Origin of the sequence: Parvibaculum sp. (assembly GCF_040882025.1) — a bacterium.
Taxonomy (GTDB): Bacteria; Pseudomonadota; Alphaproteobacteria; order Parvibaculales; family Parvibaculaceae; genus Parvibaculum.
The window spans coordinates 1-10,502 of the sequence record NZ_JBBECC010000186.1 but is presented as its reverse complement, the minus strand read 5'-3'; the positions used below and the strand labels follow the sequence as shown (position 1 = coordinate 10,502).

The following is a 10,502-nucleotide window of genomic DNA, read 5'->3' as shown; positions in this document are numbered from 1 at the left end:
CGTCTTCCGGCGCGCCCAGCGGATTGCGGCTCTCCGGCCGGTTGATGGTCAGGGTGACGACCGGGCCGTCCTTCTCGAAAATCAGGGGTTCGCTCATTACGGGATTGCCTCTTTCCTGTGCATTGCGCCAGCGTGAAACAGCCGCGCTTGTCGAGCCGACATTCCTGCCGTGGTTGCGCGGAATTATGCAGCTTTAACCATCTTTTGGAAAACCTTGTTAAGACTTTTCGCCGAGGCTTGGCCAATGAAATCGAGGAGCCGCCGCGCCACGACGCCGGGTTGCGGGCGGTCTCCCGGTTTGACGCCAGGAGGGGCGCTACATGGCACTGGACGAGGCATCGCGGGACGCAGCGCCGGACGCCAGCGACGGCCTCTTCGGCCCCCCAACCGAGCGGTCGCGATGGACGGCCTTGCGCTCGTATGCGGCCGCGATGAGCGGGACAGGCACGGAATTGTCACCAAAGGCGCGGCTCGCCCAACTCGAATCGCTGGCACAGTCGCAAGCCAGCATGCCCTACGCATTTCCGTTGCTGATTGCCGTGTTCGGCCTCAGCCATGCCTCGGTCGTTGCCTGGCAATATATCGCGATCTGGGTCGGCGCGATGATGGCCCTGCATGTCGCGACCTACACCACCGCGCGGGATTTTCTCGGGACGACTGTCGAGCCCGAAAACGTCAATCGCTGGCGCTGGCGTTTCGAGGGGCTGACGGCCCTTTTTTCGATTTGCTTTTCATCGCTCCTCTTCCTCTTCTGGCAGCCGGACGACGCCCTGCACCAGAGCTATCTGATCTCGTCGGTCACCATTGCACTCGTTCCAATGACGCTGGTGACGATTTTCTATTTCCCGGCCTTCTACTGGGCGGTTTTGCCGGCAATCGCCGCACTGGCGCTGCGCATGGCGCTCTACGGCGAAGGGCTCTATTTTGCGATCAGCGTCGTCCTCGTCGCTTTTGCGGTGCTGCTAATCAAGCTCGCCGCGCAGGTCAACAGCGCCATGCAGCGAGCGACCGCCCTGCGCGAGGACAAGAATGTGCTGATCGACCAGCTCTTCAAGGCCAAGCGCGACTCCGACGCCGCCCGAGCGCGCGCCGAAGAAGCCAACCGCGCCAAATCGCATTTTCTCGCCAATATGAGCCATGAACTCAGAACACCGCTCAACGCCATCATCGGTTTCTCCGAGGTCATGTCGTCGGAAATTTTCGGCAAGCATGTCGTGCCGACCTACAAGGAATATGCCGACGACATCAATCGCTCGGGTCAGCATCTGCTCGGCTTGATCAACGACGTTCTCGACCTCTCGCGCATCGAGGCCGGCCGCTTCCAGATCACCGAAGAGGATGTCGACATCGCGCAGCTTGCCGAGGACAGCCGCCGCATCCTGGAAATCCGGGCACAAGGCCAGCGGGTAACGATCGCGGCGGATTTCGAACCGCATTTGCCGATCTTCCATGGCGATGCGCGTGCCATGCGCCAAACCTGGATCAACCTGCTGACCAACGCGATCAAGTTTTCGCCGCCGGGTTCGGAAGTCCGGATGTTCGCCCGCATGGAAGCCAACGGCGAAATGCGCTTCGGCGTCCACGACCACGGACCGGGCATCGCCGACTCAGAGATCGACAAGGTGCTGCATGCCTTCACCCAGGGTGCGTCTGGCCTGGCGCAGCCGGGCAAGGGCTCGGGGCTCGGCCTCTCGATCGTCAAAGGCCTGCTCGCGGTCCATGGCGGGCGCTTCGAACTGAAGAGCAAGCTCGGCGAGGGCACGCAGGCCGAATGCGTGCTGCCGCCACAACGCCTGCTCCCGCGCGCGACCATGACCAAACGCGCTTCCTGACGTTCTCAGCGTGGCGGCAACAGCCGCTTCTCCTGAAAGAGCCGGAACCATTTGCGGAACATGTCTTCCGTATCAATCACATCGTGGAAGCCGGCCTTTCGCAGCTTGATCGTCGAGACGATGGCGGCGGGCGTCTGACGCTCCGCGCCATAGGCCATCGTGAAATCCGCATAGTGAAAGGACTCGCCGACAAAGGATGCCATGTCCGGTGCAGCGAGATTGTATTTCGCGCGGAGCGCGTCCCACTCGTCGGCCCGCTTCGGCATTTCGACGCCGAGGGAGATGGGGACTGCCTCGCCCGGCTTCATGCCAAGCGCATCGGCGATGGCAGGCCAAACGTTCCTCCAGACGAAGACGTCGCCATTGGTGACGTTGAAAATCGCATTCTCCCGCCGGTCGCGGACGCCCGCCCAGGCGATGGCGTCGGCAAGGAGATCGGCATCAACGGCTTCCAGCACGGATGAGGAACCACCCGGATAGGAAAGCGGCCTGCCCTCCTCCTTCAGCAAGGCGCCATAGACGCCGATGGCGGGGATCAGGTTCATTGCCGCGCCGAGCGAGAAGCCGAAAATGATCTGCGGACGAAAGATGGTCCAGTGCCAGCCCCTGCCCTGTTGTTTCGCGCGGAGATAGTCTTCCTGATCCCAGTAGAAATTCGGTTGCTCCTTCATCTCGTCGCGGTTCTCGCGCGCGGGCACGGTCAGCGGGCGGACATGCACGCCATAGGCCTTGGTACCCTGCAGGAGCGAAACGTGACGGAGACGCGGTGCGACTTTTTCCAACGGGTCCAGGAGATTCTCGAGCATGTGCCGGTTGGTCTCTATCTGGTCCGCCTCGAGCCAGCCCGCCACAAGGCCGGGCTTTTCGTAGAGTGCGGCATAGACCACGCGCGTGACATCGGTCATGGCGGACAGGGTGTCGGCACAGGCGGCGCGGTCGGTGAGGTCGAGCGCCAGATGACGCGCGCCAAAGGTCTCGAATGGCTTTCGGCGAGAAAGCGCCGTCACCTTGTAGCCGCGCGTGGCGAAATGCCTCATCGCCGCAAAACCGACAACACCCGTGGCGCCCGCGACCAGAACATGCTCCTGCATGCTTTCCTCCCGTTGCCGTTTCCAGTGCTGAGCCTAGAAGCAGGAACGGGTAACGTCAAAAAGCACCAAAGAAAAAGGCCGCTCCGAAGAGCGGCCTTCATTCTTTCCCCAACACGGTGCTCAGGCGGCTTCGGAATAGCGCTTCAACTGATAGTCGACATTGCCGAACTGCGTGTCGATCATCGTCAGGCGCTTGAAGTAGTGGCCGACATTGAGCTCGTCGGTCATGCCCATGCCGCCGTGAAGCTGTACGGCCTGCTGGCCGACGAAACGGCCGGCCTTGCCGATCTGAACCTTGGCGCCGGCGGCCGCCTTCGTCCGCTCCGCGTCGCTCTCACCGAGCTTCAGGTTGACCATGTAGGTCATCGACACCGACTGCTCATAGGCCATGAACATGTCGACCATGCGGTGCTGCAGGACCTGGAACTTGCCGATCGGCACGCCGAACTGCTTGCGCGTCTTGCAATATTCGACCGTCGCGGTGTTGAGCTCCTTCATGCAGCCGATGGCTTCGGCCGAGAGCGCCGCAATCGCCTCGTCGGTGATTTTCTCGACGAGCGGCAGGCCCTTGCCTTCGGCGCCGATCAGCGCGTCAGCGCCGACCTTGACGTTCTCGAAGGTGATCTCGGAGGCGCGGCGGCCGTCGACCGTCGGGTAGTCGCGGGTCGAAACGCCCGGAGCCGACTTGTCGACGATGAAGACCGAGACGCCGTCGCGGTCGCGCTGGCCGCCGGAGGTGCGCGCCGTCACGATCAGCTTCTGCGCCCAGGGCGCACCGAGGACAACGGCCTTGTAGCCGTTGATCGTGTAGCCCGCGCCGTCCTTCTTCGCCGTTGTCGTCAGGTCGGCAAGATTGTAGCGGCCCTGCGGCTCGGCATAGGCGAAGGCCCAGACCGTTTCGCCACCGACGATGCCGGGGATCAGTGCTTCCTGCTGTGCCGCCGTGCCGCCTTCGCGGAGGAAGCCGCCGGCGATCACCACCGTTTCGACATAGGGCTCGACCACGAGATGACGGCCAAACTCTTCCATGATGATCATGTTCTCGATCGCACCGCCGCCGAGGCCGCCCAGCTCTTCGGAGAAGGGCGCGGCGAGAAGGCCGAGCTCGGCGAATTGCGCCCACATTTCGGGACGCCAGCCATCGGCCGTCTTCGTCACCTTGCGGCGCGTGTCGAAGTCGTATTTGTCGGCGAGGAGGCTTTGCACCGTGTTGCGCAACAGCGTCTGTTCCTCAGTGAACGAAAAATCCATCTCGTGACCTTCCCCTTGATGTTTTTGCGTTCTGGACCCTCAGAGGCCCAGAACCATTTTTGCGATGATGTTGTGCTGGATCTCGTTCGATCCGCCAAAGATCGAGGTCTTGCGCATGTTGAAATAATCCTGCGCGGTGCCGGCGCTGTAGTCGGGGCCCGGCACGAATTCGTTACCGGTCGCCTCCATGCGCGGCGCCTGCACCAGCGCATAGTTGCCAACCGCTTCGACCGCGAGCTCGGTGATGCGTTGCTGGATTTCGGTGCCCTTGATCTTGAGGATCGAGGCTTCGGGACCGGGACCCCTGCCCTTGCTCTCGGCGGCGAGCGTCCTGAGTTCCGTCACTTCGAGCGCGGAAAGATCGATCTCGAGTTCGGCAACCTTGCGGGAAAACTCGTCCGTCTTCATCAGAGGCGCGCCGTCGATCAGTTCGGCGCTCGCAATGCTCTTGAGCCGTTCGACGGCCTTCTTGGAGCGCGCGACGCCGGCGATGCCGGAGCGTTCATTGCCGAGCAGGAACTTCGCATAGGTCCAGCCCTTGTTCTCTTCGCCGATCAGGTTCTCGGCCGGTACCTTGACGTCTTCGAGGAAGACTTCGTTGACCTCGTGCGAGCCATCCATCGTGATGATGGGGCGCACGGTGATGCCCGGCGTCTTCATGTCGATCAGCAGGAAGGAAATGCCTTCCTGGGCCTTGGCGTTCGGATCGGTGCGGACAAGGCAGAACATCCAGTCGGCGAATTGCGCCAGCGTCGTCCATGTCTTGCCGCCATTGACGATGTAGTGGTCGCCCTCGCGCACCGCCTTGGTGCGGAGGCTGGCGAGATCGGAGCCCGAACCCGGTTCGGAATAGCCCTGACACCACCAATCGTCGGCCGAGAGGATGCCGGGCAGGAAACGCTTCTTCTGTTCCTCGTTGCCGAAGGTGTAGATGACCGGGCCGACCATCGAGAGGCCGAAGGGCAAGAGCGGCGAGGTCTCGGCGCGCGCGTTCTCTTCGTTCCAGATGTAGCGCTGGGTGATCGTCCAGCCGGTGCCGCCATATTCGACCGGCCAGTGCGGCACGACCCAGCCCTTCTTGTAGAGGATGCGGTGCCATTTCAGGATGTCTTCCTTCGACATCTCGCCGCGCGAACGGCGGGTGCCGCCCTTCAGTTCCTGCGGATAGTTGTTGGCGATGAATTCGCGAACCTCGCCGCGAAAGGCAAGCTCTTCGGGGGAAAAGCGCATGTCCATAGGGTCTACCTCCATAGTGGCGGCGCGCGGGCGGTCTTCGCCTCCCGCGCTTCACGCCGGCTTATTCGTTTTCAAGGTCCGGTGCCGCCCGTCCGGGAGCGCAATGCCCCGTCGATCCCGCGTGCCGAGACGCTATTTTGGCGGTGATAATAGTCGCAACGTCCCCTGTTGCAAGCGCGCGGACGGTATGTGGCGAACGGGGCGCTGTTCGGTTTTGAACGGTGGCGCGGGGCCTCAAGCCGTCTTCATCTGTTTCTGGAGCAGGAAAGTCTCCCTTCCTATCTCCTCTTTTGGAAGCACCGTGTGTTCGGCAAGAAGATCGCAAAACACCCGCCAGAGATCGCCGTCTCTTACGCCCGCCCCCTGCCCCACCAATTGCGCATAGTTCAGGGTTGCCGCCTTCCGGGCCAATCCGCCAAGCGTCTCACAGCCATTGGGGAGCGTTCCTCCGTCGCGGGGTATGAGAAACCGCCACGTCGCCAAAGCGAACACCAACAGACCGAGGGCGAGCCAACCGTTCCCAACAAGGGCCGAGGCCAACAGACCTGCAAACAGGAGAAAAAAGAGGCCGAGCAACCAGCTGCTTGCCATCACCACCGGCAGCCGAAGGCCGGAACGACTCTCGAGTTCATCCATCAAGCGCCTTGGAGCAAGGCCGGTCACATTCGCCAAACCGGTTTCGGGCCGCAACCTTCCCTGTGCGCCAAGATCGAGCAACGCGCGCCGGAGCCGGTAGAAGGCCATACTGGTTGCGCATCCTCCCTCACTCGCTTCCGCCAGGAAATGCCGCTCAAGAATTTCGAATGCGTCACCGACGGTGAGGCACTCCAATGCTTCACTGTCAGAAAAGGTGACACCAAAGGAGCGCTCAATTTCCCTGAGCAGTACAACGCTATCCAGGTCGTCATCGAGCCCAAGCGTATTCGGCACGATCTGCCCCCTGTTTGTTTTGCACCTTTAATTATACGCCCGACAGCGGCATGGGGACTAGTCAGCAATCTGATCCCGCGCCGCCATGCCCTGGTGGACCGCTAGGGCCGATTTGACGAGGCCGATGGCGAGCGCAGCGCCGGCTCCCTCTTCAAGGCGAATGCCGGTTTCGAGGAGGGGATCGAGCCCCATGGCGGCGAGCAGCCGCGCATGGGCCGGGTCGCCGGAAGCGTGCGCTGCCCTGCAGTGATCGAGCGCCGACGGATCCATTTTCCAGAGCACCACCGCTGCGGCACAGGAGACGAAGCCGTCGAGCAGGACGGGGATGCGCTGGTAGCGGGCGGCAAGGATGGCGCCGGCAATGGCCGCGAATTCGCGGCCGCCGACACGGCGTAGCGCTTCCAGCGGATCGGCGAGATGGCCTTCGTGCTGCGCGAGGGCGGCGGTGACTGCCTCGCCCGCCCCTGCCGATCCGTCCGTCCAGTCGCCCGGCGCGCCGCCGAGAAGCGCGCAGGCGAGCGCTGCCGCGACCGTGCGGTTGCCCTCCCCGGCCGCGCCGATGCAGAGGAGATCGGTGCCGCCGGCGATCGCCTCCATGCCGAAGGCCATGGTGGCCGCACATGCGGCTTCCGAAAGCGCCGCATCGGTGCGGATGTCGGGGGTCGGCAGATCGAGGGCGAGGTCGAAGACCTTGAGACCCGCATCCATTTGAAGCGCGATCTGGTTGACCGCCGCGCCACCTGCCGCATAGAGCTCGACGAGACGATGGGTCGCGTGCGCGTCCGCGCCGGGCATGGCGGCGGCGAGGCCGTGTGTCGCGGCGAAGATCGCGACGAGAGGCCGGTTGACGGCGGGCTTCGGATTGGCCTGCCAGGCGGCCATCCATTCGGCGATTTCGGCGAGGCGGCCGAGCGACCCTTGAGGCACCGCGAGATCGCGCGTGCGCGCCTGCGCGGCGGCGCGCGCCGCCTCGTCCGCTTGCGGCAGACCCGTCAGCAGATTGCGGATGTCGTCGAAAGGCAGGCCGGTGGCGGCACGGGTCATTGACGTCTCCGGCATGACGTGGGATTCGAGATGCCCCGCTCTATACTCCGTTGCACGACAGGCGAGAACCCGGAAAAACCAAGTGACTTACTCGAAGCCGATCAAAAGCCCCTGCCTCAGCATCTGCGCCGTCGACGGCCGCGCGAATGCCTGTGTCGGCTGCGGCCGGACGTTGAAGGAAATCGCCGGCTGGTCGCGCATGAGCGATGCCGAACGGGACGAGGTGTTGCACGCGCTTCCCGAGCGCATCGCGGCGCTGGGACCGAAGGCGACGGCGCCCGAAGAGGCGCTTGCGAAAATCGCCACCGCTTTGGAGACGTGAATGCTGAGAGACGTGCCTTTCTACTTCGTTCGCCACGGCGAGACCGACTGGAATCTCAATCGCAAGGCGCAAGGCCAGATCGACATTCCGCTCAATGCAACCGGCCTTGCGCAAGCGCGCGCCGCTGCCGAAATCGTACGCGGGCTCGGCATCCGCACCATCTGCACCAGCCCGCTCTCGCGCGCCTTCGAGACGGCGCGCCATGCGCGTGAAGCGGCGGGCGGTTGCGAATTTCTGGTGATCGACGAATTGAAGGAATGCGGGCTCGGCGCCGATGAGGGACGCGATGGCGGCGACTGGTTCACCGATTGGCGCGAGGGCCGCTACCTGCCCAATGGGGCGGAAGTGTATGAGGATTTTCTTGTCCGCGCGCTTGGTGGCGTCAACAAGGCGCTGGAAGCCGAAGGCCCCGTGCTTGTCGTCGCGCATGGCGGCGTGTTCTGGAGCGTGCTGCGCCATGCGCGGATCGACAACATTCCCTATGCGATGAACGGCCAGGTGATACGGCTCGATCCGCCGGGCGGCGAGAGAATGCACTGGCTCGCCGAAACGCTCGGCTAGCGCGCCGCCCTACTCCGCCAGCGTATCCAGAATCTTTTCGAACGGCGCGGGCGAGACCCCGTTCGGTTCGCGAAAGGGGTTGTCCTGGATGGCGATCAGCCAGAGGGCGACGACGGCAGCGAGGCTGAAAATCGCGATCACCGAAAAATTGGCGGCGGGCCGGTCGAGAAAACCCATGCCGAGCACGTATTGCGTAATAAAGCCAAGCAGGAAAAGCGCCGTCCATGAAAATTGCTGCAGGCGATCGGTGACGATGGCGACGCGGTCGGTGCGCGCATCGACGATGTTCTGCATCAGCGACAGCATGTGGCCGTGAACGGCCGGCGACACGCCGTCGGCAACGGGACCTTCATGCACCGTGCGCATCAGCGCCAGTAAGGCCCGCTCCGTGCCGGCGCTGCTGCGCTCCTGCAGCATGCGCGGCCATTCATCGGCGGTGACCGACCGCGCATAGACGCGGATCGCCGCGCGGATCGCCGCGCCGTTGCCGTCTGACATTTCGCTGCCGATGCCGAGACCGAGCAGCGCCGCGCTTTCGGTCTGCACCGCCTGCGACGCCCGATCCTTCCGCGTCATGGTGTCGGCCAGCAGAAAGCCCGCGAAGAGCGCGAAAAGGGTCGACACCGCCACGAAGGTCGGAAGGCCGAGAGCGCCGTTCGCGATCCGTGCGCTCAGGCGCGAACGGCATTGCAGCCAATGAATGATGCCGCCGGCGAGCGCGAAGAAAAACAGCAGGCCCGGCAGAACCAGCAAAGGAGGGAACTGAAGCCAGAAACGGAACATTGCGAACGCCCCCGTAAATCGCTACCGCCAAATGGCCGGACAAAATATTGGCACTCGACATGCCAAAGTCAAAGAAAATCGCCGTTCGCGGACGCACCGAAAGCCCCGCGAAGCGATGCTTCCGGGGTTTCGGCACGCAACAAATAGAAGGATGCGCGGGGCGCATTGAACTCGACCGTACATGTCTTGCATGTGACATGTGGCACATGTAAGGGCGGTCTCGTTCCCGCCCCGCGCGCTGCGATTTTCGGTTCGACGTCTGCCGCGTCGCGGGTAGTCCGGCGCATACCGGCCGCTACCCCGCCGGTCGTTAACCGGCCCACGTCAGTCGACCTCTTCGGCAGTGGGGTCTGGCGTCCCACACCGCAAGACTGCAGCATTCCCTCTCCACGCATTCGGCCAGTCCGGACACGCCCTTCGGTGGAGCGAGATGTATCTAATATGGGGGCGGTTTGGTGGGGGGGAGATAAGTTTTTTGAATCAGGGATGCTCGGATTCAAAAGCCTCAATCATTTTCAGAAGTTGCGCAAAACGATCGCCTTCCATCGTGCCGCGCACGGGTTCGCTTTCGAAATAACGCGCGACCTCCTTGAACGCCCATTCGTAATCGGCGTCGGAATGGATCGGTCTGATTTCCGTCATGTCACGGTCTCCGCGTCGGCCCTGTTGTAATGCGCATGCCGATCATCTTAAACCTTCTTCAGGAACTCGGTCTTGAGGACGAGGCCCTTCACCTTCTCGGCATTGCACTCGATGAGGCCGGTATCGCCGGTGAGGCGGATATTCTTGACGACCGTGCCGCGTTTCAGCGTGACGGAGGTGCCCTTCACCTTCAGGTCCTTGATGACCATGACGCTGTCGCCATCGGCCAACGCGTTACCGTTGCTGTCTTTCGTTGTATCTGTCATGAGGCCCGCCCGTTCGAAGGATTGAAAGGCCTTCTTTAGGCGCCCGCCGCGCCCGCCGCAACGATCAACCCGCGTCCTTTTTCGCGCGAGCGTCCAGCGGATCGCGCTTCAGGATGCGGCCTTCCAGCGCCCCGAGCCAGTCGAGGCCTTCGCGCAGGCGCACGACATCGCCGATGACGATGATGGCGGGGGCCTTGAAGTCCGCGCGGGCGACATCGGCGGCGGCGGTGCCCAGTGTCGTTTCGAGGACCTTCTGGTCCTTCAGCGTGGCGTTGTGGACGAGGGCCACCGGCTCGTCGGTGCGGCGGCCGTTTTCGATCAAGAGCGTCGCAATCGCCTCGAGATGCGAGAGCGCCATGTAGAGGACGATGACCGGCGAGCCCCTGGCGATCGACGGCCAGTCGAGATTTTCAGGTACCGCGCCGCCCGCCATGTGGCCGGTGACGAAGGTGACGGCGTGGTTGATGTCGCGGTGGGTCACCGGGATGCCGGCATAGCCGAGGCCGCCGACGCCGGCCGTCACGCCGGGCACCAGGCGGAAGGG

Annotated in this window: 12 protein-coding genes and 1 pseudogene; 3 read left to right on the top strand and 10 right to left on the bottom strand. The window is 63.3% G+C overall.

Features of this window, described 5'->3' with window-relative positions; genetic code table 11:
• Nucleotides 1-97, bottom strand: a pseudogene (locus WEB61_RS13765) (enoyl-CoA hydratase); the annotation flags it as partial.
• A gap of 223 nt (nucleotides 98-320) precedes the next feature.
• Here WEB61_RS13765 and WEB61_RS13760 point away from each other — a divergent pair.
• A complete protein-coding gene (locus tag WEB61_RS13760; RefSeq protein WP_368064910.1) occupies nucleotides 321-1,832 on the top strand; it encodes a sensor histidine kinase in 1,512 nt (503 codons plus the stop codon).
• A gap of 5 nt (nucleotides 1,833-1,837) precedes the next feature.
• Here WEB61_RS13760 and WEB61_RS13755 read toward each other — a convergent pair whose 3' ends face one another.
• From WEB61_RS13755 to WEB61_RS13735, 5 genes are all read right to left on the bottom strand, one after another.
• Nucleotides 1,838-2,923: an SDR family oxidoreductase gene (locus tag WEB61_RS13755; RefSeq protein ID WP_368064909.1), complete on the bottom strand. Its 1,086-nt coding sequence runs from the start codon at nucleotides 2,921-2,923 to the stop codon at nucleotides 1,838-1,840.
• A gap of 120 nt (nucleotides 2,924-3,043) precedes the next feature.
• The gene (locus WEB61_RS13750; RefSeq protein ID WP_368064908.1) at nucleotides 3,044-4,174 is read right to left on the bottom strand and encodes an acyl-CoA dehydrogenase family protein; all 1,131 of its coding nucleotides are present in this window, start codon (nucleotides 4,172-4,174) and stop codon (nucleotides 3,044-3,046) included.
• A 39-nt stretch (nucleotides 4,175-4,213) separates the two neighbouring features.
• Nucleotides 4,214-5,410, bottom strand: a complete 1,197-nt coding sequence (locus tag WEB61_RS13745) for an acyl-CoA dehydrogenase family protein (protein ID WP_368064907.1) — start codon at nucleotides 5,408-5,410, stop codon at nucleotides 4,214-4,216.
• A 234-nt stretch (nucleotides 5,411-5,644) separates the two neighbouring features.
• A complete protein-coding gene (locus tag WEB61_RS13740; protein WP_368064906.1) occupies nucleotides 5,645-6,340 on the bottom strand; it encodes a hypothetical protein in 696 nt (231 codons plus the stop codon).
• Nucleotides 6,341-6,397: 57 nt separating this feature from the next.
• Nucleotides 6,398-7,384: a nicotinate-nucleotide--dimethylbenzimidazole phosphoribosyltransferase gene (locus tag WEB61_RS13735; RefSeq protein ID WP_368064905.1), complete on the bottom strand. Its 987-nt coding sequence runs from the start codon at nucleotides 7,382-7,384 to the stop codon at nucleotides 6,398-6,400.
• Nucleotides 7,385-7,466: 82 nt separating this feature from the next.
• Between WEB61_RS13735 and WEB61_RS13730 the strand changes: the two genes are divergently transcribed.
• Together WEB61_RS13730 and WEB61_RS13725 are read left to right on the top strand one after the other, a co-directional pair.
• Nucleotides 7,467-7,706: a DUF1289 domain-containing protein gene (locus WEB61_RS13730; RefSeq protein ID WP_368064904.1), complete on the top strand. Its 240-nt coding sequence runs from the start codon at nucleotides 7,467-7,469 to the stop codon at nucleotides 7,704-7,706.
• A complete protein-coding gene (locus tag WEB61_RS13725; protein WP_368064903.1) occupies nucleotides 7,707-8,267 on the top strand; it encodes a histidine phosphatase family protein in 561 nt (186 codons plus the stop codon). It begins immediately after the preceding gene.
• 9 nt (nucleotides 8,268-8,276) lie between these two features.
• Here the strand turns inward: WEB61_RS13725 and WEB61_RS13720 are convergent, their stop codons facing one another.
• From WEB61_RS13720 to WEB61_RS13705, 4 genes are all read right to left on the bottom strand, one after another.
• The gene (locus WEB61_RS13720) at nucleotides 8,277-9,050 is read right to left on the bottom strand and encodes a hypothetical protein (protein WP_368064902.1); all 774 of its coding nucleotides are present in this window, start codon (nucleotides 9,048-9,050) and stop codon (nucleotides 8,277-8,279) included.
• A 480-nt stretch (nucleotides 9,051-9,530) separates the two neighbouring features.
• A complete protein-coding gene (locus tag WEB61_RS13715) occupies nucleotides 9,531-9,692 on the bottom strand; it encodes a transcriptional regulator (protein ID WP_368064901.1) in 162 nt (53 codons plus the stop codon).
• Nucleotides 9,693-9,739: 47 nt separating this feature from the next.
• Nucleotides 9,740-9,958, bottom strand: coding sequence for an alkylphosphonate utilization protein (locus WEB61_RS13710; protein WP_368064900.1), 219 nt, complete (start codon nucleotides 9,956-9,958; stop codon nucleotides 9,740-9,742).
• Nucleotides 9,959-10,022: 64 nt separating this feature from the next.
• Nucleotides 10,023-10,502 (bottom strand): uroporphyrinogen-III C-methyltransferase (locus WEB61_RS13705; RefSeq protein ID WP_368064899.1); only part of this gene is annotated, 480 nt, incomplete at its 5' end.

Bases quoted from the DNA above. Each gene is read 5' to 3' on its own strand.
- WEB61_RS13760 (WP_368064910.1), top strand. From the start codon at position 321: ATGGCACTGGACGAGGCATCGCGGGACGCAGCGCCGGACGCCAGCGAC.
- WEB61_RS13755 (WP_368064909.1), bottom strand. From the start codon at position 2,923: ATGCAGGAGCATGTTCTGGTCGCGGGCGCCACGGGTGTTGTCGGTTTT.
- WEB61_RS13750 (WP_368064908.1), bottom strand. From the start codon at position 4,174: ATGGATTTTTCGTTCACTGAGGAACAGACGCTGTTGCGCAACACGGTG.
- WEB61_RS13745 (WP_368064907.1), bottom strand. From the start codon at position 5,410: ATGGACATGCGCTTTTCCCCCGAAGAGCTTGCCTTTCGCGGCGAGGTT.
- WEB61_RS13735 (WP_368064905.1), bottom strand. From the start codon at position 7,384: ATGACCCGTGCCGCCACCGGCCTGCCTTTCGACGACATCCGCAATCTG.
- WEB61_RS13725 (WP_368064903.1), top strand. From the start codon at position 7,707: ATGCTGAGAGACGTGCCTTTCTACTTCGTTCGCCACGGCGAGACCGAC.
- WEB61_RS13720 (WP_368064902.1), bottom strand. From the start codon at position 9,050: ATGTTCCGTTTCTGGCTTCAGTTCCCTCCTTTGCTGGTTCTGCCGGGC.
- WEB61_RS13715 (WP_368064901.1), bottom strand. From the start codon at position 9,692: ATGACGGAAATCAGACCGATCCATTCCGACGCCGATTACGAATGGGCG.
- WEB61_RS13710 (WP_368064900.1), bottom strand. From the start codon at position 9,958: ATGACAGATACAACGAAAGACAGCAACGGTAACGCGTTGGCCGATGGC.